Origin of the sequence: Streptomyces roseifaciens, assembly GCF_001445655.1 — a bacterium.
Lineage (GTDB): Bacteria > Actinomycetota > Actinomycetes > Streptomycetales > Streptomycetaceae > Streptomyces > Streptomyces aureoversilis.
In genome coordinates, this window is record NZ_LNBE01000003.1 from 1,846,880 (window position 1) to 1,870,885 (window position 24,006).

General features: G+C 72.5%; 25 protein-coding genes. 11 read left to right on the plus strand and 14 right to left on the minus strand.

The window, feature by feature from the left end; translation table 11 throughout:
* The first annotated feature begins 115 nt into the window (after positions 1-115).
* Positions 116-1,081, plus strand: a complete 966-nt coding sequence (locus tag AS857_RS13720; protein WP_058043379.1) for a TIGR03557 family F420-dependent LLM class oxidoreductase — start codon at positions 116-118, stop codon at positions 1,079-1,081.
* A 34-nt stretch (positions 1,082-1,115) separates the two neighbouring features.
* Here AS857_RS13720 and AS857_RS13725 read toward each other — a convergent pair whose 3' ends face one another.
* Positions 1,116-2,177 (minus strand): ATP-dependent DNA ligase, encoded by a 1,062-nt coding sequence (locus tag AS857_RS13725; RefSeq protein WP_058043380.1) that lies wholly within the window; start codon positions 2,175-2,177, stop codon positions 1,116-1,118.
* Positions 2,178-2,283: 106 nt separating this feature from the next.
* Here AS857_RS13725 and ligD point away from each other — a divergent pair, with 106 nt between their 5' ends.
* Complete coding sequence (gene ligD, locus AS857_RS13730) at positions 2,284-3,312, plus strand: non-homologous end-joining DNA ligase (RefSeq protein ID WP_058043381.1); 1,029 nt, start codon at positions 2,284-2,286, stop codon at positions 3,310-3,312.
* Between the two features lie 81 nt (positions 3,313-3,393).
* Positions 3,394-3,813 carry a hypothetical protein gene (locus AS857_RS13735; protein WP_079110303.1) on the plus strand — a complete coding sequence of 140 codons (420 nt, stop codon included), beginning with the start codon at positions 3,394-3,396 and terminating at the stop codon, positions 3,811-3,813.
* Between the two features lie 55 nt (positions 3,814-3,868).
* On the opposite strand, the gene AS857_RS13740 is transcribed toward AS857_RS13735, so the two are convergent.
* Positions 3,869-5,146 carry a CapA family protein gene (locus AS857_RS13740; protein ID WP_079110304.1) on the minus strand — a complete coding sequence of 426 codons (1,278 nt, stop codon included), beginning with the start codon at positions 5,144-5,146 and terminating at the stop codon, positions 3,869-3,871.
* 181 nt (positions 5,147-5,327) lie between these two features.
* On the opposite strand from AS857_RS13740, the gene AS857_RS13745 reads away from it, so the two are divergent.
* Complete coding sequence (locus tag AS857_RS13745; RefSeq protein WP_058043383.1) at positions 5,328-5,528, plus strand: hypothetical protein; 201 nt, start codon at positions 5,328-5,330, stop codon at positions 5,526-5,528.
* Between the two features lie 53 nt (positions 5,529-5,581).
* Here the strand turns inward: AS857_RS13745 and AS857_RS13750 are convergent, their stop codons facing one another.
* From AS857_RS13750 to AS857_RS13770, 5 genes are all read right to left on the minus strand, one after another.
* Positions 5,582-6,043 carry a large conductance mechanosensitive channel protein MscL gene (locus AS857_RS13750; protein WP_058043384.1) on the minus strand — a complete coding sequence of 154 codons (462 nt, stop codon included), beginning with the start codon at positions 6,041-6,043 and terminating at the stop codon, positions 5,582-5,584.
* A gap of 132 nt (positions 6,044-6,175) precedes the next feature.
* Positions 6,176-6,910 (minus strand): Mut7-C RNAse domain-containing protein, encoded by a 735-nt coding sequence (locus tag AS857_RS13755; RefSeq protein ID WP_058043385.1) that lies wholly within the window; start codon positions 6,908-6,910, stop codon positions 6,176-6,178.
* A gap of 115 nt (positions 6,911-7,025) precedes the next feature.
* Positions 7,026-7,289 carry a hypothetical protein gene (locus AS857_RS13760; protein ID WP_058043386.1) on the minus strand — a complete coding sequence of 88 codons (264 nt, stop codon included), beginning with the start codon at positions 7,287-7,289 and terminating at the stop codon, positions 7,026-7,028.
* Positions 7,290-7,517: 228 nt separating this feature from the next.
* Positions 7,518-8,519, minus strand: coding sequence for a hypothetical protein (locus tag AS857_RS13765; RefSeq protein WP_058043387.1), 1,002 nt, complete (start codon positions 8,517-8,519; stop codon positions 7,518-7,520).
* A gap of 211 nt (positions 8,520-8,730) precedes the next feature.
* Positions 8,731-9,351 carry a hypothetical protein gene (locus tag AS857_RS13770; RefSeq protein WP_144440804.1) on the minus strand — a complete coding sequence of 207 codons (621 nt, stop codon included), beginning with the start codon at positions 9,349-9,351 and terminating at the stop codon, positions 8,731-8,733.
* 309 nt (positions 9,352-9,660) lie between these two features.
* Here AS857_RS13770 and AS857_RS13775 point away from each other — a divergent pair, with 309 nt between their 5' ends.
* The 4 genes from AS857_RS13775 to AS857_RS13790 are packed head-to-tail and all read left to right on the plus strand — an operon-like array spanning position 9,661 to position 14,319.
* Complete coding sequence (locus AS857_RS13775; RefSeq protein ID WP_058043389.1) at positions 9,661-10,941, plus strand: aminotransferase class I/II-fold pyridoxal phosphate-dependent enzyme; 1,281 nt, start codon at positions 9,661-9,663, stop codon at positions 10,939-10,941.
* Positions 10,938-12,116 carry a GNAT family N-acetyltransferase gene (locus AS857_RS39950; protein ID WP_058043390.1) on the plus strand — a complete coding sequence of 393 codons (1,179 nt, stop codon included), beginning with the start codon at positions 10,938-10,940 and terminating at the stop codon, positions 12,114-12,116. The genes AS857_RS13775 and AS857_RS39950 overlap by 4 nt, the downstream gene beginning before the upstream one ends.
* The gene (locus AS857_RS39955) at positions 12,113-13,051 is read left to right on the plus strand and encodes an NAD-dependent epimerase/dehydratase family protein (protein ID WP_063804246.1); all 939 of its coding nucleotides are present in this window, start codon (positions 12,113-12,115) and stop codon (positions 13,049-13,051) included. Before AS857_RS39950 ends, AS857_RS39955 begins: the two co-directional genes overlap by 4 nt.
* Positions 13,048-14,319: a condensation domain-containing protein gene (locus AS857_RS13790; RefSeq protein WP_058043391.1), complete on the plus strand. Its 1,272-nt coding sequence runs from the start codon at positions 13,048-13,050 to the stop codon at positions 14,317-14,319. The genes AS857_RS39955 and AS857_RS13790 overlap by 4 nt, the downstream gene beginning before the upstream one ends.
* Before the next feature lie 36 nt (positions 14,320-14,355).
* Here the strand turns inward: AS857_RS13790 and AS857_RS13795 are convergent, their stop codons facing one another.
* From AS857_RS13795 to AS857_RS13815, 5 genes are all read right to left on the minus strand, one after another.
* Positions 14,356-14,799, minus strand: coding sequence for a CBS domain-containing protein (locus tag AS857_RS13795; RefSeq protein WP_058043392.1), 444 nt, complete (start codon positions 14,797-14,799; stop codon positions 14,356-14,358).
* A gap of 77 nt (positions 14,800-14,876) precedes the next feature.
* Positions 14,877-15,179 (minus strand): thiamine-binding protein, encoded by a 303-nt coding sequence (locus AS857_RS13800; protein ID WP_058043393.1) that lies wholly within the window; start codon positions 15,177-15,179, stop codon positions 14,877-14,879.
* A gap of 36 nt (positions 15,180-15,215) precedes the next feature.
* Positions 15,216-16,364: an MAB_1171c family putative transporter gene (locus AS857_RS13805; protein WP_079110305.1), complete on the minus strand. Its 1,149-nt coding sequence runs from the start codon at positions 16,362-16,364 to the stop codon at positions 15,216-15,218.
* Positions 16,349-16,882, minus strand: a complete 534-nt coding sequence (locus tag AS857_RS13810) for a M48 family metalloprotease (RefSeq protein ID WP_216823967.1) — start codon at positions 16,880-16,882, stop codon at positions 16,349-16,351. Before AS857_RS13810 ends, AS857_RS13805 begins: the two co-directional genes overlap by 16 nt.
* A 278-nt stretch (positions 16,883-17,160) precedes the next feature.
* Positions 17,161-18,387, minus strand: a complete 1,227-nt coding sequence (locus AS857_RS13815) for an FUSC family protein (RefSeq protein WP_058043395.1) — start codon at positions 18,385-18,387, stop codon at positions 17,161-17,163.
* Between the two features lie 107 nt (positions 18,388-18,494).
* On the opposite strand from AS857_RS13815, the gene AS857_RS13820 reads away from it, so the two are divergent.
* Positions 18,495-19,268: an SDR family NAD(P)-dependent oxidoreductase gene (locus AS857_RS13820; protein ID WP_058043396.1), complete on the plus strand. Its 774-nt coding sequence runs from the start codon at positions 18,495-18,497 to the stop codon at positions 19,266-19,268.
* Between the two features lie 116 nt (positions 19,269-19,384).
* On the opposite strand, the gene AS857_RS13825 is transcribed toward AS857_RS13820, so the two are convergent.
* Complete coding sequence (locus AS857_RS13825) at positions 19,385-20,590, minus strand: ScbA/BarX family gamma-butyrolactone biosynthesis protein (protein WP_058043397.1); 1,206 nt, start codon at positions 20,588-20,590, stop codon at positions 19,385-19,387.
* 306 nt (positions 20,591-20,896) lie between these two features.
* On the opposite strand from AS857_RS13825, the gene AS857_RS13830 reads away from it, so the two are divergent.
* Positions 20,897-21,562, plus strand: a complete 666-nt coding sequence (locus tag AS857_RS13830) for a ScbR family autoregulator-binding transcription factor (RefSeq protein WP_058043398.1) — start codon at positions 20,897-20,899, stop codon at positions 21,560-21,562.
* 510 nt (positions 21,563-22,072) lie between these two features.
* On the opposite strand, the gene AS857_RS13835 is transcribed toward AS857_RS13830, so the two are convergent.
* Complete coding sequence (locus AS857_RS13835) at positions 22,073-22,750, minus strand: ScbR family autoregulator-binding transcription factor (protein ID WP_079110306.1); 678 nt, start codon at positions 22,748-22,750, stop codon at positions 22,073-22,075.
* 401 nt (positions 22,751-23,151) lie between these two features.
* Here AS857_RS13835 and AS857_RS13840 point away from each other — a divergent pair, with 401 nt between their 5' ends.
* A complete protein-coding gene (locus AS857_RS13840) occupies positions 23,152-23,940 on the plus strand; it encodes a response regulator transcription factor (RefSeq protein WP_058043399.1) in 789 nt (262 codons plus the stop codon).
* Positions 23,941-24,006 lie beyond the last annotated feature (66 nt).

Genomic DNA, 24,006 nt, shown 5'->3' on the forward strand with positions numbered 1-24,006 from the left:
ATTTCATATCGGCCGATCTGTCCATTCCAGACAGAGTGACAGGTGCCGACCCGTCAGACACGTCGGATTACGCCGAACGGGATCTGAAAAAGGGGAAATCGGAGGAGAAGGCGCAATGGTGCGCATCGGATACACGATGATGACCGAGCAGGCGGGCCCCCGTGAGCTCGTCTCGCACGTGGTGGGCGCGGAGGACGCGGGATTCGACTTCTCCGTCACGTCCGACCACTACTCCCCCTGGCTCGCGTCCCAGGGCCATTCGCCCAACGCGTGGGCCGTCCTGGGTGCCGCGGCGCAGGCGACGTCGCGGATTCCGCTCATGACGTTCGTGACGTGTCCCACCACGCGCTACCACCCCGTGGTCGTCGCCCAGCAGGCGGCCACGGTGCAGCTGCTCTCGCAGGGGCGCTTCCGCCTCGGGCTGGGGTCGGGGGAGAACCTCAACGAGCATGTCGTCGGGCGCGGCTGGCCGGGCGTCAGCGTCCGGCACGAGATGCTCGAAGAGGCGGTCTTCATCATCCGGGCGCTCCTGGACGGGGAGCTCGTCACCCACCACGGCACCCACTACGACGTCGAGCACGCCAAGCTGTGGGACGTTCCCGAGCCCGCCCCGCCCATCGGCATCGCCGTCTCGGGGGAGCACTCGTGCCGCCTGGCCGGCCATCTGGCCGACGTGGTCATCGCGACCGAGCCACGGAGGGAGCTGCTGGAGGCGTTCGACCGCCACGGAGGCGCCGGCAAGCCCCGCATCGGACAGCTGCCCGTCTGCTACGACACCGACCACGACGCGGCGGTCGAGCGGGCCCACGAGCAGTTCCGCTGGTTCGGGCTCGGCTGGCCGGTCCACTCCGAGCTGCCGCACGACGCGGCCTTCGCCTCCGCGTCCGCCTTCGTCACCAAGGACGACGTCGCGAAGGCGATCCCCTGCGGATCCAATGCGGACCGCTTCGTGGAGGCGGTGCGGGCGTACACGGAGGCGGGGTTCACCGAGGTCGCCCTCATCCAGATCGGCGGCGACCAGCAGGCCCCGTACCTGGACTGGGCCAAGAGGGAGCTGCTCCCCGCCCTGCGCACGCTCTGAGCGGGGACGCCGCGGGCGGCGCCCGCCGCGGACCTCACAGCTGGAGGACGTCGGCCAGCTTGTAGGCCGCCGGTTCCTCCAGCTGGGCGTACGTGCACTGGTGCGGCTCGCGGTCGGGGCGCCAGCGGCGGAACTGCGTGGTGTGCCGGAAGCGGTCGCCCTGGAGGTGGTCGTAGGCGACCTCGCAGACCCGTTCGGGGCGCAGGGGCACCCAGGACAGGTCCTTGGTGCCGGTCCACCGGCTGGGCCCGCCGGGCATCCGGCCGGCGGCCTGCGCCTCCTCGGTGGCCCACTCCTGCCACGGGTGACCTTCCGCCGTGGGCATCCGCAGGGGTTCGAGCTCGGCCATCAGCTCCTGCCGGCGGCGCATGGGGAAGGAGGCGCAGACCCCGACGTGCTGCAGCCGCCCGGCCGCGTCGTAGAGGCCGAGCAGCAGGGATCCCACCACGGGCCCGCTCTTGTGGTGGCGCAGCCCGGCGACGACGCAGTCGGCGGTCCGCTCGTGCTTGATCTTGGCCATGGCCCGCTCGCCGGGCCGGTACGGGGAGGCGGGCGGCTTCGCGACGACCCCGTCGAGCCCGGCCCCTTCGAACTGCTCGAACCACGCGTGGGCCGTCTCGAGGTCGTAGGTGGCCGGCGCGATGTAGACCGGGGCCCGTACGCCCTGCAGTGCCGAGGTCAGCGCGTCCCGCCGGTCCCGCTGCGGGGTCGTCAGCAGGGATTCCTCGCCGAGGGCGAGCAGGTCGAAGGCGATGAAGCTCGCCGGGGTGACCTCGGCCAGATGGCGGACGCGGGAGTCGGCGGGGTGGATGCGTTCGAGCAGGGCGTCGAAGTCGAGGCGCCCGCCGCGGCTGATGACGATCTCCCCGTCGAGCACGCAGCGGGGCGGGAGCTGCTCGCGGAAGACCTCGACGAGCTCCGGGAAGTAGCGGGTGAGCGGTTTGCTGGAGCGGCTGCCCAGCTCGACGTCGTCGCCGTCGCGGAAGACGATGGCCCGGAAGCCGTCCCACTTCGCCTCGTACAGCATGCCGGGCGGGATCTTCGCCACGGACTTGGCGAGCATCGGCTGCAGCGGGGGCATCACCGGGAGATCCATGACCGCGATTGTGCGGGCCCCGGGCCCCGGCCGCCTCTTCGCGAGCCCCGCGCCCCGAGCCGCCGCCCGCAGGCGCCGTGCGGCGCGGGCCTCTAGCGTGAGGGGTATGGCAGAGGAGGCGCTGGAGCTCACCGTCGGGGAGCGGACGGTACGGCTGTCGCACCCGGACAAGGTCTACTTCCCCGAGCGCGGCTTCACCAAGTACGACCTGGCCCGCTACTACCTCGCCGTCGCCGACGGCATCGTCCGGGCGCTCAAGGACCGCCCGACCACGATGGAGCGCTACCCGGACGGGGTCGAGGGGGAGTCCTTCTTCCAGAAGCGGGCGCCGAAGAACCTGCCCGATTGGATCCCGACCGGCCGGATCGCCTTCCCCAGCGGCCGCCACGCCGACGAGATCTGCCCCAACGAGGCCGCGGCCGTGCTGTGGGCCGCGAACCTGGGCTGCCTGACCTTCCACCCCTGGCCCGTGCGCCGGACGGACACCGAGCACCCCGACGAGCTGCGCATCGACCTCGACCCGCAGCCGGGCACCGGGTATGCGGACGCCGTTCGCGCCGCCCTCGGGCTCCGGGAGGTCCTCGACGGCCTGGGCCTGACCGGCTGGCCCAAGACCTCCGGCGGGCGCGGGCTGCACGTGTTCGTGCCCATCGCGCCGCGGTGGACGTTCGTCCAGGTGCGCAGGGCGGCCATCGCCGTCGCGCGGGAGCTGGAGCGGCGGTCGCCGCAGGAGGTCACCACGGCGTGGTGGAAGGAGGAGCGCGGGGCCAAGGTCTTCGTCGACTACAACCAGACCGCCCGCGACCGCACCATCGCCAGCGCCTATTCGGTGCGGCCCCGCCCGCACGCTCCGGTCTCCGCACCGCTGACGTGGGACGAGGTGGCCGGCGACGCGGTGCCCGAGGACTTCGACCTGGCCACCATGCCGGCCCGGTTCGAGGCCGTGGGCGATCTGCACGCGGGCATGGAGGACCGGCCGTGCGGGCTGGAGGCCGCCCTGGAACTGGCCGACCGGGACGAGCGCGAGCACGGGCTGGGCGACCTGCCCTACCCGCCGGAGCACCCGAAGATGAAGGGCGAGCCGAAGCGCGTGCAGCCCAGCCGGGCCCGCAAGGACCCACCCCCGTCCGGCTGATAGCGCTTTGTCCAGGTTTATTAAAGATTGCGGCGTGGTACGTCGGCATTGCTTCATCCACCCCGCACACAGGGAGCCCCCATGCCCAGGACCCTCGCAGCCCGCAGCAAGAAGATCTCGACGGACGCCATCGTGGTGGCCGCCCTGGCCGGCTCGCTGCTGGTCGCCGGATCCGCCCAGGCGGCCTCGGGCCCCGGCGTCCCGCCGGTGCCGCAACGCCCCGCCGGCACCATCACCAGCCCCACGGGCGTCAACGAGCGGATGTACCCCAGCACGGACTCGGCCGTACGGGGAACCTTCGGCCGAGGTGCCAAGATCGGGCTGCGCTGCAAGGTCCACGCCCAGAGCGTCGGCGGGAACGACATCTGGTACATGCTGCGCAACCGCCCCACCTGGGTCGCGGCGGCCTACGTCGGCAACGTCAACGCCGTCCCGCTGTGCAAGGAAGTCAACCGCGGCACTCTGGAGGACTCGCCCGTCACCCGGGCCGCGATGGGCTGAGCCGCCGTCACGGGCCGCTGCCCCTCACGGGCCGCCCGCACCGGGCCGGCCCCCGTCAGCGGGCGGGCGTCAGGCCGTCCTCGGCCGCACCCCGGGACAGCACGGCCGCGGCGATCTCCTTCCGCGCCCGGTCCAGGTCGGCCCGCCCGCCCGGCCGGGTGCGCAGAGAGCGAGGGAGCTCCAGGACGCGCCACGGCGGGCCGTGGTCCGTGATCTGCGGGAGGAACTCGGCCTTGACGACCCGCCAGCGGGAGCCCGCCCGGGCGGGCGGGGCGAACGTGAAGCGGGCGATGCTGCTCTCGTTGCCCCGCCGGTCCGGATCGCCCTGCGGATTGATCATCCTCCCGGCGAGCTGATCGCCCATTCCGTAGACGACCCACGTGCCGTTGACCTTCTCGTAGGCCTGCGGCACGTGGTTGTGCGTGCCGAGGATCAGATCGACGGCCGGCCGCCGCCTTCCGCCCGCCCGCGTCAGCTGCCGGGCCAGGGACAGCTGTTCCTCGTCCGGTTCGCTCTGCCACTCGGTGCCCCAGTGCATGCTCACCACGACGACGTCCGCCCCCGCCGCCCGGGCGGCCCGCGCGTCGGACAGGATCCGCGCCGGGTCGGTGAGGTTGACCATCCACGGGCGCCCCTTCGGCACCGGAGCGTTGGTCCCGTAGGTATAGGAGAGCTGAGCCACCCGGGCGGGCCCCGCCCGCAGGAGGGTGACCTGCCGCGCCTCGGCCTCCGAGCGCGCCGAACCGGCGTGCCGCAGACCCGCCTTGTCCATGGCCGCGAGCGTACGGGCGACCCCCGCACTCCCCGCGTCCGTCGTGTGGTTGGACGCCGTCGAGCACGAGTCGTACCCGGTCTCCTTGAGGGCGCGGGCGACCTGCGGCGGCGAGACGAACGACGGATAGCCGCGGAACGGCCCCTTCTCCTCGCCGTAGACCGTCTCCATGTGGCAGATCGCCAGGTCCGCGGCGGACACCGTCCCTTTGACGCCGGCGAACATGGGGCCGAAGTCGGGCTCCTTGCGGGCGCCCTCGCCCCTGCCGCCCGGCCGCCGGGACCGGGCACCGTCCTGCTGCGCCTGCCGGATGATCTCGTCGTGCGGCAGGACGTCGCCGGAGGCCACCAGGGTGAACCCGGTGCGTGCGGGCCAGGGCGGTGCCGAACGCTCCCCGGTCCGCGGGCCGGTGTGCCTCCCGCCCGCTTCCGACGCCGGCCCCCGGACCGGCTCGGCCGGGTGGTCCGGCCCCGGGCATCCCGTCACCCCCGCGAGTGCGGCGACTACGCCTGCCGTGAGCGCACAACGCCTGCCCGCGGCCCTTTTCGTCGTATCTTTCATCGCCCAGCAGCTCCCGGTGCGCCCGCGCGGCCCCACAATGCCCTATAGGACGTATATAGGGGAGTGGTATCGCGCGCGGGGTCGGTTACTCCGGGTGGCTGATGGCAACGGATTGTGCTGCCGCTGCGGGAGGCGGGCGGAATAATGGTGGTGTCTTGTTTCCCGGCCGAATGCTGTCGTGATGCTGTGTAAGGACTGTCTGAACCCGGTCATCGAGGGCCCCGAGGGCGGTTACGTCTGCGGCCAGTGCTTCCATGTGGTGGAGCCCAACGGCTACGCGGAGCGACGGGCCGAGGGGGTGCGGCGAGCCGCCGAGGAGCGCCGCATCCGGACGGAGGAGCGGCGCGCCCGCGCCGAGGCCCGCAACCGCACCTGGCCCTGACCCTGTGGGCGGGGCCGTCGTCACCGGGCCGGAGCCCCGCACGCGGCAGGCCCTCAGTACGCCCCGGGCGCGGGCCTCCCGCCCGGCGCGGCCGACGGGGGCTGCTCGCTTCCGCAGTAGCGGCACTTGAGCGCCGCCGCGGGGATGTCCTCCGACAGGCAGGCCGCGCAGGTCTTGAGCGGGCCCGGATCCGCGAAGACCACGACCCCGCGCCGCGCCTGCAGGTGCTTGTACGGGATGACGATGAAGAAGTAGACCACGGCCATGAAGACGAGGAAGTAGACGGCCGCGGAGAGGAACGAGCCGAGGTCCAGGTACGTGTTCTTGTTGCCCGCCCGGCCGAGCTGCCAGCCCAGCCCCATCGAATGCCCGCCCTGGGCCCGGGCGATGATCGGGTTGATGATGAAGTCGGTGAACGCCTTGATGAGCGTGCTGAGGGCCAGAGCGATGATCAGGCCCACGGCGACGGCGACGATGTCACCGCGCATGACGAAGTTCTTGAACCCTTTGAGCATGACCGTCCTCCGGACGCGACCGGCTCCCGTGCACGACCGGCTCCCCGAGACGGAACCGGCTTGCGGAATCCGGACAGCACGCTACATTCCGTCACGCCGCCCTCAGCGGTACGGCACGCCCCGGCGGGCGGCTCACGCGGCCGGTCCGCCGAATTCCCGCACCGCGTCCTCGACGATGGCCTCCAGCCGCTCGTGGTGCGCCCCGCGCCAGTACACGCGCTCGCAGGCCGTGCACTGCGCGAAGACGTCGTACGTCCGCCGCGTCCCGTGCTCCAGCCGCTCCGCCACGGTGTCCTTCTCGGCGTCCGCGAGGCGCCCGTTGCAGGCGGTGCACCGCGTCCACGGCGCCAGCACCGGCCTGAAGCGGCCGAGGACGTCGCGCAGTTGCTCGTCGGGCCGGTCGCTGTAGACGTAGGCGCCGGCCCATATCTCGCGCCGCCGCAGCAGGCCGCGGTCGCGGCTGAGCAGCACCCGGCGTTCCGCCGCGGAGAGCGCCGCGAGGGCGGGGTCGCCGATGTCCTCGCTCTCGTAGGCCGCGTCCACGCCCAGGAGGCGCAACCGGCGTGCGAGCGTCCCGAGATGCACGTCGAGGAGGAAGCGCAGCGGCGCGCCGGGCACCTGCTGCGGGCGCTCGACCGAGCGCACCTCCACCGATTCCCCCGCCGCGGGGACGTGGGCCGCGGGCACGGGCCGTCCGTCGACGAGCAGCCGCCCGGCCTCGGTGAGCGGGACGCCCAGCGACTCGATGACGTGGCCCAGCGACGACGACGCGTCGATCGCGACGGGCGCCCGCTTCCGCCGCAGCTCGGAGTTGACGAAGAGCTGCAGCTCAGGGGCGACGGTGACATGGATTTCCGGTCTGCTCACGCGGTCAGCATGCCACTCGCGGGGGCGCTGCCGGGTGCCGGGACGGGGGCGGTCCCGTCGGCCCGGGCCCGGCCCCCTGACAGGGGCCGGAGCCGGGAGGCGCCTCGACGGGACGTCAGGAGGCGCTGGGCAGGGCCGGCACTTGATGGGTCGGGCAGGTGTAGCCGTTGCCGTGGATGTAGCTCCAGCCGAGCTCCTTGATGTGGGGCGTGGCCGTGTGCGTGTGGTGCAGGAGGTGCCCCCACAGGTCGTCGTCGCGCGAGGGGCCGGGGTCGGGAATGACGAGGTCGAAGGTGGTGTGGGTGGTGCAGCCGTGGTGGTCGCACGCCAGGTAGAAGCGGACGGGTCCGGGAGTTTTGCCTGCAGTGGTGAGGCTCATGGGTGCAACTCTCGGGGGATCCACCGGGCGGAGGAGGCCGGATCCGCGGATCTCTCCCCCGCTCCGGTGACGCAGCGTGTGACGGCGGCCGGGGCCGGGTAGTCCTCTTCCCCTGGCGCACCTTCGGTTTTCGCCGCCGCCCGCTCATGAGTTCTGGCGGGTTGATCACTGTGCGTAGGCGGCCGGGTCGCCCGGCGGCCCCGGCGGCGGGCTTCGCGGTGCGTGCGGCTACTGACGGACCGTCCAGTGGTCGTTGGCGCCGGCCTGGAGGAACCTCAGTGGCGGGCAGAGGAAGTCACGGCCCTGGGGGCTGGTCTCGGTCCACGGCGAGTCGGCCGGCCGGGCGGGCTGCCACGCCCCACGGCTGCGCAGCGCGACGGAGCTGGAGTCGAAGACGGTGTTCCTCGCCTCGCTGCAGTAGTAGCCGGTGCCGGTCGCAGGGTTGACGCTTGCGTAGACCTCGAACATGTCCCAGCCGTGCGAGAGCCCGCTCCGGTCCTGCCCCGCGTTCCGGAAGAGCAGGTCCCAGCCGGCCGTGCGGTAGTTGTAGAGGTACGCGGACCAGCGGTTGGCCGGGGCGTCGTCCTGGACCATCTGCACGCTGTAGGCGGGCCGCCCGGTCGCGCCGTTCGTGTACGTGGCGAGGAACGAGGCGTCGACGGCCACGGTCCTCGCGGGTCCTCCGGGGTCGGAACACCAGTCCCAGGCCCAGATCTCGTTGCCGCTGTTCCAGTAGGCCGTGACCACTTCCATGCACGAGTTCTGCGCCTTGGTGGTGGGGGAGTAGGTGAAGTTCTCGCCGTCCGAGACCCGGTAGGAGGCGTCGACGCTGTGGGTGGCCATGATGCCGTCGTGGGTTCCGGGCTGCGGGAAGACGCCCCACCAGTTGTGCGTGAGGTCGGCCTCGGGGGTCGCGGTCCCGCCGCCTGCCGTGCGCGCGTGGTTGCTCAGCGAACCCGCCGAGGTCGCGGCCCGGCGGCCCTCCGCGAAGACGCGGGCGGCCCGTTCGCGGGCGGCGGAGCGGCCGGGGGCGTGCGCCCCGGTGACCGTGCCCCGGTGCGGGGCGTCGGGGGAGGGCGCGGGCGCGAGGGCGGCGAGTGCCGCGGGCTCGGCCGGCCGGGGGTGGGAGGCCGCGGGCGCCGTGCTGCCGAGGGCGGCCACCGCCGCCAGGGCGGACAGCAGGGCCACGGCGGTACGGGCGCGCGGGCGGCGGGAACGGGATCTCTTCATGGCTCCTCCGGGCAGGGCGCGGGGAAGTGCGGTGGGGGGTGGGAGCACGGCGCCGCCGGGGGCGGCGGCCGGGAGTTGGTCCGGTCCAAGCGGTGAGAATGTCCATGACAATCCCTGAGGTGTCAAGAGATGCGGAACACCGGGTGGGGCGGTGTGGCAGGGGGGGGGGGGCCCGCCGGGGCCCGCACCGCCCTGCCGGTTCCTCAGGCGCTCAGCTCAGAATGCCCTGCAACACCCCGCCGACCAGGCCCACCAGCCCGCCGACGACCCCGCCGACCGTGTGCACCAGGCCGCCCAGCAGCCACGTGACCACCGACAGCAGCCCCGAGGAGTCGTGGTCGTCGTACCGGTCGCCCTTGTGGCCCGGGCTGCGGGCCAGGTCGGAGACGTCGACGCCGTACTTGGCCAGGTACGCCGTGGCCGCGGCGGCGTCCGTCGTGGCCGTGGTCATCTTCTTCAGGTCCGGCCGGGCGGCCTTCGCCTGCTCGGCCAGCGCCGCCCGGGCGTGCCGCAGTTCCTCCAGATGACCCTTCAGCTTCGCGCACGTCCCGCCCTGCTCCGCGTCCCCGGCCGCGTCCGCCGAGGCGCACTCCTCGACGGCCGCCGCGGCCCGCTGCCCGATCACGTTGCGGTCGATGGCCCGGGCGCCGCCGGCGGCCGCCTCGCGTGCCGCCCGGGGATCCGCGGCCGACGGTTCGGTCGCCACGGGGGTCGTGGGCGGCATCGGGGGCGGGAAGCCGGCCGACGCGACGGCGGAGCCGGTCGCGCCCAGAGCCAGCGCACCACAGAGAACACCGGAGACCATGAGAGCGGTTCCGCGGGAAGCACCCATGAACGAACTCCTTCGGGCAGGACGGGTGATCTTTACGCTCACCTTGCGCCCGGCCCCACCACCCCGCAACCCGGCACGGGCCCGGCGGTGACGGGCGTGCACCGCCCCGGGCCGGGGGCGGGCGATCGTATAGAGGTACGAGCGGAAAAGCCAATGAGGACCACGCGTGAGTGAAAGCGGCCCCGACGTCCTGGCTCCGCGCGTCCCCGCACGGCAGGCTGCAGGCGCACCACCCCCGCTCCTCCCGTGCCCCCACCCCGTGCACGGCCCCCAGCTCCCTCCCGCCGACGGAATGAGCCCCACGCCCCCATGCCCGACAGCAACCGATCCGCCGACCTCTTCGACAAGCCCCTGAACTCCCCCTTCCTGCAAGCCGTCCACGCCACGCCGGTCCGCCCCTACTACCGCCCGCTCCACGCCCGCGACGGCGAAGCCGTCATGGACGGACGGCAGGTCGTGATGGCCGGCTGCAACGACTACCTCGGCCTGGCCACCGACCCCAGGGTCACCGCCGCCGCCGGCGCCGCCCTCCGCACCTACGGAGCCTCCTGCTCGGGCGCCCGCACGCTCAACGGCACCCTCCCGCTGCACGGCGAACTGGAGGCCGCCGTCGCCGACTTCCTCGGCACCGAGGACGCGGCCGTGGTCACCACGGGCTTCCAGTCCAACCTCGCCCTCGCGGCCCTCTTCGGCACCGGCGACCTCGTCCTCAGCGACAACGCCAACCACGCCTCGCTGATCGACGGCATCCGGCTGGGCGCCGCCCACCGCCTCCGCTACCGCCACCGCGATCCCGCACACCTGGACCGGCTGCTCGCCGACGCCGACCCCGCAGCCGCCAAGGCCGTCGTCACCGACGGCATGTTCTCCATGGACGGCGCCCTCGCCCCGCTGCCCGCCCTGACGGCCGTGGCCCGCCGGCACGGCGCCCGCACCATCGTCGACGGCGCCCACGACATCGGACTGCTGGGGCCCTCCGGACGCGGCGCCGCCGAGCACTTCGGCGTCCACGACCGGGTCGACCTCTTCACCGGCACGTTCTCCAAGTGCTTCGGCTCCACCGGTGGGTTCCTCGCCGGCCCCGCCCGCGTCATCACCTACCTGCGCTACGCGGCCCGGGCCATCCTCTTCTCCGCCTCCATGCCACCGCCCGCCCTCGCGGCCGCCCGGAGCGCCCTGGAGATCAGCATCGCCGAGCCGTGGCGGCGCCACCGCGTACTGACCCTCGCCGCCCGCCTCCGCGAACGGCTCGCCGGCCTCGGCTACGACACGGGCCCGGCGACGGCAACGGAGGAGACCGCCGCGGACCCCGCCGGGCCGGTCATCGCCGTACGCGCCGGGGAGCCCGCCGCCTGCGTCGGGCTGTGGCAGCGCCTCCTCGACGCAGGCGTCTACACCAACCCCGTCGGACCCCCGGCCGTACCCGAAGGGTGCTGCATCATCCGCGTCACCCTCCAGGCGACCCACACCGACGCCCATGTCGACCGCATCGCCGAAGCCTTCGCGGCCGCCCGGCGCCTGCCGCCGGCCCCCGCCGTCCCCGTCCTGGCCCGCCCCCGCCAGGCCCCCGCCCCGGAGACCGCACGATGACCGACGTCACCATCACCCCCGTGCGGGGACGCGCCGCCACCACCGCCTTCATCCGGCTGCCCTACAGGCTCTACCGCCACGACCCCCACTGGGTCGCCCCCCTCGAGCACGAGCTGCGCGCCTGCCTCGACCCCCGCCGCAACCCCTTCCACACCACCGGCACCGTCCAGCTCTTCATCGCCCACCGGGGCCCCGTCCTCCTCGGGCGCATCGCCGCCCACATCGACCCGCGCTACCAGCAGCGCCACCGGGCGGGCACCGGTCACATCGGCTTCTTCGAGTCCACCGACGACCCGGCCGTCGCCGGTGCGCTGTTCACCGCCGCCGGCCAGTGGCTGGCCGAGCAGGGGGCCGACCGCATGCTCGGCCCCCTGAGCTTCACCACCAACGACGAATGCGGCCTGCTCGTCGACGGATTCGACGGCCCGCCCACCATCCAGATGCCGCACAACCCCCCGTACTACTCGGAGCTGTTCACCGAACACGGCTTCACCAAGGCCAAGGACCTCCACACCTTCACCGGCCCCGTGCCACCGGACGGCGAGGCCCCCGCGGTCATCCGCCGCGCCGCCCGGCGCGCCCTGGCCGCACCCGGCGTACGCGTGCGGCCCCTCGACCGCCGCCGCTACGACGAGGACCTCGCGGTCGTCCAGCGCATCTACAACGAGGCCTGGGCCGAGAACTACGCCTCCGTGCCCCTCACCGACGCCGAGTTCCGGCACCTCGGCCGCCGCCTCAAGCCCCTCCTCCAGCCCGACCTGCTGCAGATCGCCGAAGTCGACGGCGAGCCCGCCGGCTTCACGCTCTGGCTCCCCGACGCCAACCAGGCGCTGGCCGCGGCCCGCGGCCGCCTCACCACCTGCGGCCTGCCCCTCGGACTGATCCGGGCCACCCTCGCGCGCCGCCGCATCACCCGCACCCGCGCCTCCACCTCCGGCATCACCAAGGAACACCGCGGACGAGGGCTGATGGCCGCCCTCTTCTGCCGGGCCCAGGAGGCCGCCGCGCGCCTCGGGTACACCGAGAACGAGTACTCGTGGATCCTGGAGGACAACCGGGACGCCGCCCGCTACGCCCGGGCCATGGGCGCCGTCCACACCCGCACCCACCGCCTCTACCACCGTGCCCTCGCCGCCGCCCCCGCCCCGTCTCCCGCTCCGGCCGCCGCCCGATGAGATACGCCGTCACCGGCGCCACCGGATTCATCGGCACCCGCCTCGTCGCGCACCTCACCGCGCTCGGCCACGACGTCACCGCGCTCGTGCGCGACCCCCGGCGCCCCGTCCCCGGCGCGCGCACCGAGACCGTCGACCTCGTCACCGGCACCGGGCTGCGCGAGGCCACCGCCGACGCCGACGTCGTCGTCCACCTCGCCGCCCTCACCCACGCCGCCGACCCCCAGGCCCTCACCACCGTCAACACCGGAGGCACACGGCGCCTGGTGGCCGCCCTGGCCGCCCAGCCCCACCCGCCCCGCCTCGTCTACTGCTCCTCACTGGCCGCAAGTGGCCCCGGGCGGCTGCGCCACGAGAACGACCCGCCGGCCCCCGTCTCCGCCTACGGCCGCAGCAAACTCGGCGGCGAACAGGCCCTGCGGGAGGCCGACACCCGCCTGCCCGCCCTCACCGTGCGGCCCCCCATCGTCTACGGGCCGGGCGACCGCCACTTCCTGCCGAGCCTGGCCGCGGCCGCCAGGACCGGACTGCTCCCCGCCGTGGGCCGCCGCGGCCCCCGCCGCTACTCCCTGCTACACGTCGACGACCTGTGCCGCGCCCTGCTCGCCGCCGCCGAGTCCGGCACGCCGGGTGCGGTCTATCACGCAGGGGACGGCACGGAGCACCTCTGGAGCGACATCGGTGCGGCCGTCGCCGCGGCCATGGGGCGGCGCCCGCCCCGGGTGGTGCACCTCCCCGTCCCCCTGGCCCTGGCCGCCGCCCGCACCCTGGGCCGCACCGGCATCCTCAACCCGGACAAGGTCGGCGAGGCCCGGCACCCCTCCTGGACCACCGCACCCGGCACCCTCCCCTCGTTCACCCCCCGCATCACCTGGCCCGACGGACTCCGCAGCACCCTGGGTCCCGCACCCCTCGACATCCGGAGCAGCACATGACCGTGCGCCGACGTCTCTCCCCGTACGAACGCGTGGTCTGGGCGGCGGGTGAGGCACTGCCCGCCACCGTCGTCGCGGCCGTTCACGTGGAGGGAACGACGACTCCCGCCCGGCTGCGGCGCGCCCTGGCCGCCGTCCGCGACCGGCACCCCCTCGTCGGCGCCCGCGTGGAGCGCACCGGCCCCTGGCGGGCGTGGCTCACGACCCGCGACGTGCCCGAAACGCCCCTGCGCGTGGTGGGCGCAGGCTCCGGACGGCCCCTCACCCGCGTGATGGAGGAGGAGCTCCAGCGTCCGTTCACCCCCGGCACCGGCCCCCTGGCACGGTTCGTCCTCGTCGACGGCGGGACGTCGTTCGACCTGCTCGCCGCCTTCCACCACGTCGTGGCGGACGGCCACTCCGCCGCCATCGTGATCCGCGACATCCTCGAGCACCTGGCCGCACCCGCAGCGGAACAGCCGGTGGTCGCCGCGCCCTCCGCGGACGGCCTCCTCCCCGGGCCCCGCGTCCGCCCCTCCGACCTCGTCAAGCTCTCCCGGTCCCTGCGCATCCCCGGCCAGGCCACCGGACCGGCACGGGCCTGTGGCCCCGCCACACCACTGACCTGCCACACCTGGACGATGGGCAAGGCGGAGACCGCCGCGCTGCTCGAACGCTGCCGCGCCGAGCGGACCACCGTGCACGGAGCCCTCTGCACGGCCTTCGCCCGCGCCCGGCGGGCCTCCGGGCCCGCCCGCATCGCCGTCGCGGCGGACCTGCGCCGCATCCTGGTGCCCGCGCCCCAGGAATCCGTCGGCCTCTACGCCGCGAGCTTCGTCCTCCCCGTCGACCCGGGGCTCCAGGACGGCTTCTGGAACCGGGCCCGCGACGTCAAGGAACGCCTGCACCGTCGCCTGAACCCGGAGGAACTGCGCCCCCTCGTGGCCGGGTTCCGGCTGATGCCCCTGCCCCACCGGATGATCACCGCGCTGCTCCACCGCAGCGAGAAGAAGGGAGCGCGCTTCGACGTGGCACTGAGCAACGTCCGCATGTCCATCCCGGACACGTACGGGGATCTGCGCGTGACCGCCTTCCACGGCGTGGCCCACACCACGCTCTCCGGCGCCCCGGTGGTCATCCTGATCGGCCTGGGCGGCCGGCTGTTCCTCAGCGTCACCTCCACCGACCCCGATGCGGCGGGCCTGTGCGAGAGGGCCATGGCTCACCTCAGGGCGGCAGCGGCACCCACGGCCACCGGGACGCTCGCGCTCGCACGCCCCGAGACCTAGCGGGTGCCCGCCCTCGAACCGCCGTGACGCGGGCGGTCAGTGCGCGCCCGCGTACACCCGCGAAGCGAACTCCGCGATCTGCTTGTCGGAGAGGTTCTGCGCGAGGTTGGCCTCCGAGATCATGCCGACGAGGCGGTGGCCGTTCTGCACGTCGATCACCGGCAGCCGCTTGATCTGGTGCTGCTCCATGGATGCCAGGGCGTCCGTCGCGCTCGCGTCCGCGTCGATCCAGTGCAGCTCGCCGCCGAGCGAACCCGCCTCCACACTCGCCGGATCCACACCGTCGGCCACGCACTGGACGACGATGTCCCGGTCGGTGACCAGGCCCTGGAGCCTGTCGTCGTCACCGCATATGGGCAGCGCGCCCACCTGCAGCTCGCGCATCATCTTCGCCGCGTCCTGCAGCGATTCGTGCTCGCCGACGCACTTCGCGCCCGCCGTCATGATGTCGCGGGCCTTGAGCGGCTTGTTGCGTGCCATGATCGCTCCTCCCGTCGTGGCCGGTTTTCCTTTCTCCATCGCAACACGGATGACCACCCGACGCCATGCGCGCACGCTCACTGCCCGCGGTCGGCCATGTGCTGTTCGAACATGCTGATCTTTCCGTCCAGCATGCCGGGCTTCCCGGGCCACAGATCGGCCTTCAGGACCAGCTGGACTCGCGGCGCCCTCGCGGCGACGGCCTCCGTGGCCCGCCGGACGACGTCCATGACCTCGTCCCACTCGCCCTCGATCATGGTGTACATGGAATCCGAGCGGTACGGCAGCCCGGATTCGCGGATGATTTTCACGGCGTCGGCGATCTCGTCGGGAAAGCTCTCCCCGACGCCGACGGGGGTCAGGGTGAAGGCGATGAGCACGGTGGTCCGCCGTCCTTTCTCTGTTGTCTCTTCGTCTCATTTCCCCGCGGGCCGCGGGGCGGTCGTGGTCGTGTGATAGGCGGACGCGACGAGCAGGAGACGGTCGATCTCGTGGGTCAGGCTGCGCGCCGACTCGTCCGCGTCCCGGTCCGTGGGCCCCGTGAGGTTCGCCGTCTGCGCATGGGGCTTCTGGCCGTCGTGCTTGTTCCGCAGGGCGGCCGTGAGCCAGGACGCCGTGATGTGCGCTTCCACCAGGTGTTCCGGCAGGGACTGCCGCCCCACGCTCTGACGGATGGATTCGAGCGTGGTGGGCGGAATGTAATTGCGCAGGACGATCATCGCGTCACGGATCTCGATGACCCGGCGGTAGAGCCGCAGCTGGAGGGGGACGGCCGCCGCGCCGATGCGGTTGGCCGGGCGCAGGACGACGTCCGGCGTGTGCGTGGTCAGGTCCTGCCACAGCTGTTCCAGGCCGCGGTAGGACCTGCGGTACTGCAGGTGGGTCCGGATCCGGGCGAACACCGGAAGCGCCACTCCGAGCGCCATGAACGCCGCCTCGACCCCGGTCACGGGCGAGAACAGCGGCGCGAACACCGGTGAACGCGTGCAGAGGTAGACGAGTTTGAGCGACCACAGCACGGAGGCCAGCAGGATGCCGGTGCCGAACAGGCGCAGCCCGTAGCGCAGGAGTCGCGGCGTGCCGTGCCGGCCGTAACTCCAGCACACGAATCCGCAGAAGGTGTCGGCCGTGAGGTGGAAGGCGAAGAACACCCACCAGTAGGCGTCCGGCACGCTCGCCGTGCTCCGGGACGGCGCGATCTGGTTGCGCGCGTGTGCCGGTCCCAGCACGTCCAGCAGTACGAGGGCGGCCATGACGGCGACCGCCGTGCCGAACAGCAGGTGCGTGCGGCGATGGCGGCCGGCCGCCCCGTGGATGAACCACAGGACCGCCGCCGCATCGACGATGCTGAACAGATGGGTGGTCAGGTCCACCCAGTGCGCCCCGGGGACGATGCGCGCGAGCGCGGCCGTCACGGGTTCGAGGTGCATGGACATCGCCAGGGCGATCATGACGACGGCGAACCACAGAGGCCGCTGCTCCCGGTGCCGGACGGCCTGCGGAGCCCTGACGAGGGCCGCCGACCACAGGGCGGCGATGCCCGCGTTCTCTATCCAGGTGAGCACGAAGCCCCCGCAGGACGGCCCACCCGCAGGCCCATCGCCGATTCCAGGCCGCCCAGCATCCCCGACAGCAGCGTCGGCGCCGGCACCCGCCCGGCCGCCTCCAGGATCAGGGTGGCGATCATCTCCGCCTCCTGCTCCTGCTCGTCGCCGTAGCGGATCCGCGGCAGGACCCGGCGCACCGACTGGGGATCGGTGATGTCGAGGTGGCGGTGGAGCCGGGTGTCGTCGAGCGCGGAGCGGTGGTTGCACACCAGGTGCCCGATCTCGTGGACGATGATGTGCTCCTGGTGCAACGGGCTGGTCTGCCCGTCGTAGAGGATGAAGTCCTGGGTCTCGACGGACAGCAGCATTCCCGACGGCGTCCCGGGGACGGTCGGTGTGGGCAGAGCCAGTAGACGCAGCGGCCGGTCGCGTTCGGCCGCAAGACGTTCGCACAGGTCCTGTGCGGAGAAAGGGTCCGGCACAGGAATCCGGCCGATCACCTTCTGGCATCGGCGGCGCAGATGCCTCCAGTGCATCTCAGTCGCTTCTCCCGCGGTCGTAGGGACGGGCGGGCACATGACCCGGTAGCCGCGCCGGGTCATCGTGGCCCCCCGGAGCCGGTGGTGGTGGGCGGGCAGCCCCGCACGGCATGCTTCAAGGCGGTCAATGGCAGCACCACGAGCCCCCCTCGCACATATGCCCAAGCCGCCTGCGATCGTAGATCGCCGCGCCGCGTCACGCCAGGGTTGCGGAACGTTGCCGGGGAAACCGGGGAAACCGGGGAATGCCGCCCGCGAAAAGGAAGGCCCGGGGGCTACTTGAGCGTGCTGCGACGGCCGTAGCGACTCTTGCGGAGCCGCTGGGCGATGCGGTGGAGACGCGGGTAGCGCTCGCGCTGTTCCCGGGAGTGGCGGTCGAGTTCCTGCGTCAGCCGCTCGGTGCGCTTCTCCACGTCGAGCTCGTCGAGGATGCGGTCGATCTCCGCCAGCAGCGCTCCGTGCAGCTGCCACTGCCGGGGATGCAGCTGCACCTGGCGGAGGAGGAGGTCCGCGGCGCGGTCACGGGTCCTGCGGGCGGCGTCGAGTTCGCGCGTGAGGTTGTCCTCGGCGTGTTCGGCGCTGGTGGTGACGTGCGTCGTGATGACGACGGCGAAGTGCTCGACCGCCAGGGCCATGTTCGTGAAGACCTCCCGGAGCGCGGCGGCGGTCTCTTCGGGGAAGAGCGACTCCTCCCTGCGGTGGGTCGCGAGGTCGGTGAGGGTACGGCAGGTCACGCGCAGCACCACCGCGGTGATCTCGAGCGCGTCCAGCCCGGTGCGCAGCACGACCCGGTAGAGGAGCCCCTCCTTGACGCGCGGATTGAGGCGGAGACTGTCCTCGGCCTGCCGCAGCGAGGCGTCCACCTGGACGATGTCGTGGTCGAGGCGGCGGGCCGCGTGCAGCCGGGCCGCGGCCTCCTCCACGGGGGTGTGGCCGGTGATCTCCTCACCGATGTCCTGCAGGAGGAGGCGCATCCGGCGGGCGAGGTCCTCGATGGCCTCCCCGGCCGGCTGCACCCACACCGGGGGGACGAGCAGGACGTTGAACAGCAGCCCGACCACCGCGCCGATCAAGGTCTCCAGCACGCGGTCCCACGCCGTTTCCGCGACCCGCGTCACCCCGAGGACGAGCATCGCGCTGATCGCGACCTCGGGGACGAACTCGCCCGCCTTCACGAACCGCCCGATGACGAGGGAGGCCAGGATGATCAGCCCGAGGCTCCACCACGACAGCCCGACCAGCACGCTGAAGCCGATCGCGATCAGGACGCCGGCCACCACGGAATTGACCCGGCGGACGCCTGTGGTGAGCGTGGCGTACAGGGTGACCTGGACGACCAGCAGTGCGGTGAGCGGCGCGGTCAGCGGGGCGGGCTCGTTGCTCAGCCACAGCGCCACGACATAGGCGATCACCGCGGCTGCGGTGGACCGGACCGTCTGCACGACCGCGGGTTCCCTGCCGCGCCTCACCAGCATCGTCAGGGGGTCACGAAGCCCGGGCACATCGGGGTTCCTTCCCCTTCCCGCCCGCCTGCGAGCCATCCGATGCGCCACTCGGGTGGCGGGAGGGGCCGACCGGGCCTGTGCAGCAGGATGGCAGGATTCCCGCCATGACTGAACATCAGGGTTTTCTTGCCGGTAAGTGCGTTCTGGTGACGGGGGCGAGCAGCGGCATCGGCGCTGCCGCAGCGAAGGTGTTCGCGCGCGAGGGCGCCGCGGTGGTGCTGACGGCACGCCGGGAGGAGCGCCTGGCGGCGCTGTGCGAGGAGATCCGCGGGGGCGGGGGTGACGCCGCGTTCGTCGTGGGCGACATACGCGACGAGGACGACGCGCGGCGGGCGGTGGAGTTCGCGGTGGAGCGGCACGGGCGCCTCGACGCCGCGTTCAACAACGCGGGAATCGGGTGGGACCAGGAGCCGATGCACCTGATGAAGGACGACGCCTATGACGCGATCATGGATACGAACGTCCGGGGCGTCTGGAACGTGATGCGGCACGAACTCGCGGCCATGGTGGAGGCCGGATCGGGCGGATCCGTCGTCAACAACAGCAGCGTCGCCGGAATGCTGGCGATACCCGCCGCCGCACCGTACATCGCGTCGAAGCACGCGGTGATCGGCCTGACGAAGGCGGCGGCGGCCGAGTACGCGCCGCACGGCATCCGGGTGAACACGGTCGCGCCGGGGACGACGCGGAGCGAGATCATCGCCGGCTGGTTCGAGCGCAACCCGCACATCGAGCCCGAGCTCCACCGCTTGACGCCGCAGGCGCGCACGGCCGAGCCGGCCGAGATCGCGGAGGCCGCGGCCTGGCTGTGCAGCGACCGGGCGTCGTTCGTGACGGGAGCGGTGCTGCCCGTGGACGGCGGATTCACGATGGTGTGACGCTGCGCGGCGGTGTGACACGGGCGGAGCCCGGCGGCCTGATCCGGCTGCCGGGCTCCGCCCGTGTTCCGCTGTGGTGCGTCTTGCCCCGCCTTGCGTCGCTTGCCCCCACCTCGTCAGGCGACGGGCGCGGGAGCGGTGTGCGTGGTGGTGAAGACGGGCTGGTCGTTCTGGAGCCCGACGGTCGTGTGGGTGACGGTGTGCGAGGTAGTACGGGTCTCGGTCGTGAGGGTGATGGGGGCGTCGAACTCCGCGTACCGGTGGAACGTGGTGTGCGTGGCGGTGGGCTGGGGCCGGTAGCCGGTGCCCGCGGCGTCCGGGGCGCAGGCGCACGGATCCACGTCCGTGGCCGCGTCCGTGCCTGCGGTGACGGCCTCGGTGACGGGTGCGGTGACGGTGTACGCGCCCTGGTTGGCGGCCTCGATGAGCACGAGTCCGGGGACGTGGTCGACGGCGTGGTCGTAGAGGACGGTGTTGTCGAAGGTGTGGCGCAGCTGCCAGGTGCGGGGCTGCGCCGTGGGGCTGAGCACGACCTCGTCGGGCGTGGTGCGGCCGACCTGCACGGGCGGGAGCGGCGGCGTGACGGGCGGCAGGGTCGTGGGCGGCCGGTGGTACGCACCCCGGAGGCGGCGGTAGACCATGGGGGGAATCCACTCGAAGTCGGTCTCGCCCGTGGCGAGAACGGTCTCGGAGGCCTCGTCGCCGGCGTCGCCGGACCCGGCGGCGGTGACGGTCATGTGGAGGTGGAGGGCGGTGGTGCGCTTGTTGCGCGTCGTGGGGGTGGCCGTGATGTTGACGTGCAGCGGCGTCGCCCGGTGGGTGTCGACGGCGGCGTCGGGGTTGAGGGTGTAGGAGAAGGTGCGCAGGAGAGTGGCGTGGTCCAGCGGGGCCGCGTAGGCGGTGTGGGCGAGGAAGAGACCGGCCTGGCGAATGGTCTGGGCGACGGTGAGGGTCTCGTAGTGGGTGCCGTGGCCGGGTATGCGGTGGGCCGTGTGGGCGGGCCAGACCGCGGAGACGGTGTAATGGGTGGCGTCCTGCTGCTCGCAGCCGGTCAGGTACACGGCGTCGTCGAAGCTCAGGTGCACCAGCTCCTTGGCGACGCGGCCGCTGCCGCCGGCCCCGGAGCCGTCGGCGGTGTCGCCGGCACCGTTACCGGCCCGCGAGTCCTCGGCGCTAAGGTCTGCGGCTGAGGCGCGGAGCCGGCCGGACGCATCGATCCGATCGGCCTGCAGCCGGACGTTCCGGCACGGGACGGACCGGTCGGCGTGCTGCTGGGTGCTCTGGTCGGCACGGGGAGCGGGGCTGAGCAGGATCTGAGACACGTCTCTCCTCGAAGTGGATTCGTGCGTCCCGGTGGTTAGCCGGCTCGGTGATAAGATACGTACTATCCGGTTTGCTTTATGGGTGGGTGGCAGGGTATGGAGCCGGCCGCCCGGCGGGCCGGGTGAGGAAGACCCCGGATTCGCCGCACCGGGGGCGGACCGCAGGTTCCGCCGGTGCGCCGGTGTCGTCGTGCTTGCTCAGGCCGTTGTCCGCGGGCCCTGCCCGGTCCCGTCCGGCTGCGCCCGGCGATCCTGCCGGGTGAGCGGTCTTGTAGCGGTTGGCTGTCGGTGATTGGGAGGTAATCAATGGCGAAGCAGGCGCGGGCGATTCACACGCGCCGTCTCATTCTCGAGGCGGCGGGCGAGGTCTTCGACGAATACGGATACGAGTCGGCGACGATCGCGGAGATCCTCGGGCGCGCGGGCGTGACCAAGGGTGCGCTGTACTTCCACTTCGCCTCCAAGGAGGAGCTGGCGCGCGGCGTCCTGAGCGAGGCGTTGACGACCGAAGGCGTCATGCCCCAGGAGTCGCGCCTGCAGGAGTGGGTGGACGTCGGCATGGTGCTGGCGCACCGGCTGCCCAGGGAGCCCCTGCTGAGCGCCGCGATCCGGCTGTCGGCCGACCGCAAGGCGCGGGACCTGTTCGGCACGTCCTGGCCGGGGTGGATCTCCTTCATCGCGGGGCAGCTGGCCGCGGCGAAGGAGCAGGGGGAGCTGCTGCCCCATGTCGACACGGACCGGATCGCCGTGCTGTTCGTGAGCGCCTGGACGGGCGTCGAGGTCCTCTCGACGGCGCTGGACGGGGGCGACTCCCTGGAGGAGCGGGTCGCGCTGCTCTACGACACGATCCTGCCGGGCATCGCGGTGCCGGGTGCACTGCGGGCGCTGGACACGGCCCCCGACCGCGGGACGCGGGTCTGGGACGCGCACCGGGCCCAGCGCGAGCAGGAAGCGGCGTCCGCCGCGTCGTGACGACCGAGGCGTTCCCCCGGCGGTGAGGCCGGGCGGGCAGGAGATGTGCCGGCGGCGGGCTGTGCAGGACCGCTGCCGCATGGAGGACAGGCTCTCCGCGCTGCCACGGATGACGACGTCCACGCTTCCCCCTGTGTTTGTGGCCGATGCCGGCGCGGGCGCCCGGTGCCGATGGACACGAGCCCCCCTCGTTCCTCCCGGCACGGCATCGGAAAGCTGTCCCGGAGCCGCTGCTCGTGACGGGCGGGGCCTCGGGTGATCCGACGTCAGGGACGCTAACAAACCGGCCATCCTGTTTGTCAAGGCTCGACGGGAATCCCATACTCATCCCGTGACCTGGGTGAATGGTCCACCGGGAAGGCGGCCGGGCGCAGCCGAAGGAGAAACCGCACGGTTGGTTTCTCCATGCTTTCAAGGGAACGACAAAGGCCCGCAATGTGCATTGCGGGCCTGGTGGTCGGTTGCGGGGGCGCGGCTGCCGTTCTCCGTCCGACGTGGCGCTGCGGGAGCTCAGCCGCGGAGCGCCTCGGCCCCGGCGGGCCGGTCGGCGGTGGTGCCGGTCGCGTTGATGACGGATTCCGTGCCGGCGGGCTGCAGTTGGGTCAGTGCCTTGGGCGTTGCCAGCTGCGGCAGCAGAGTGTGCCAGAGGCCGGTGAGGGTCTGGCGTGAGAGCCAGCTGCGGTCGTGACGTGCCAGGGCCTCGAATCCGGCGGTCGCCCCCACGACCGCGGCGGTCAGCTCCTCCCGCACGGCCTGCGGCGGTGTCTGCCCGTGGGTCGCGGACCGTTCCAGCGTGCGGCGGACGCACTCGAGCCACTCCTGGCGCAGATTCGTCTCGGAGTGGTGCGCGGTACGGCAGTTGAGGTGGAAACCCGCGCGCACCACGACGTCCCACCGCAGCTGCTGGGCGATGACGTGCGACGAGTCGACGAGCGCCTGCAGGGGGGAGGGGCTCTTGCGGTGGGCGTGCCGGGCCAGGGCGTGCAGGGTCCGGGCGGCTTCGGACTCCACGGCCGCGGCCATGGCCGCCTTGGTGTCGAAGTGGAAGTGCAGGGCGCCCGAGCTCACCCCGGCGCCGGCGCTGATGCCGGCGAGCTTGGCGCGGGTGTAGCCGAACTGGTCGAAGGCCTGGGCTGCGGAGCGGATCAATGCGTGCCGGGTGTTCATGGCCCGTTCTTGCTTCGTCACCGGCAACTCCTGGGGGACAACGTCATGGGGCACGTCATGGGCCACATGAAACCAACTAACTGGTTTTATTTCTACTGCCACTGCCCGGTATAGGCGTTAGGTGAGGTATCTGGCGTCCAGGGGTCCGTACAGGCCGTACCTCTCGGGTTGCACACCGTGCCGACCGGGGGAGTGACGTAAGGGGGTCGCCTTCTCGTGGATGCCGGTAAATCCTCTTACTGAAGGGCAAGTTGCCTCAACCTTTCAGCCTGCGCCGTTCGCTCGTGACCGAAATGCGGCTTTTGATGCGAGAGGCGACGTAGCACCCGATTAGTTCTTTGACAAACCGACAGCCCGGTTTGTAATGTCGCGGTGAACGGTTGTTCGCGGCATCGTCGCCGCGCGAACGTGCAGGAGCAGCGATGGATCAGCAGGTCAGCACCCTTGTCGATGCGCACGCCGGGGAAGCGTCCCGGCGTCGTGTGCCCGGGCCGAGGGCCGGGCACCCTGCAGACCGGGCCCCGGCCCTGACGCGGCCGGGCGAGACCCTGCGGATCCTCGTCGTCGACAGCGACACCCAGTCCGCCGAGACGCTTTCCCGGAGACTGCAGCGCCACGGCTGCGAGACCTTCTCCGTCGCCACCGGGGAGGCCGCCCTCGCCGAGTACCGTTCGGCGGACCTGGTCCTGCTGGATCCGGAACTGCCCGATCTGGACGGCCTGGAAGTCTGCCGGGCCCTGAGAGCCGCCAGCGAGGTCCCCATCATCGCCGTGACCGCCCTGGCCGGCGAGCTCGACCGGGTCCTCGGTCTGCAGGCCGGCGCCGACGACTACGTCGTCGAGCCCTACGGCTTCCGCGAGCTGATGGCCCGTATCGAAGCCGTCATGCGCCGTGCGCGCCCCGCAGCGCGCACCTCGGCGGGGGTCATCACCAGCGGAGCGCTGACCATCGACCCCGACCTGCGCGAAGTGCGCCTGGGGGGACGCCGGATCGACGTCACCCGCAAGGAATTCGACCTGCTCCACCTGCTGGCGTCCCGCCCCGAGAAGGTCGTCTCCCGCGAGCAGCTCATGACCCAGGTGTGGGACGACTACTGGTCCCGCCCCGGCCGGACGATCGACACCCACGTCAGCAGCCTGCGGGGCAAGCTCGGGTCCGCAGGCTGGATCATCACCATCCGCGGCGTCGGCTTCCGCTTCGGGCGCGCCTGAGCCCGCACACGCCCCCTCCCTCGCCGTCGACTCGTCGATCACCCCTCGACCGCTCTCTGATTGGGT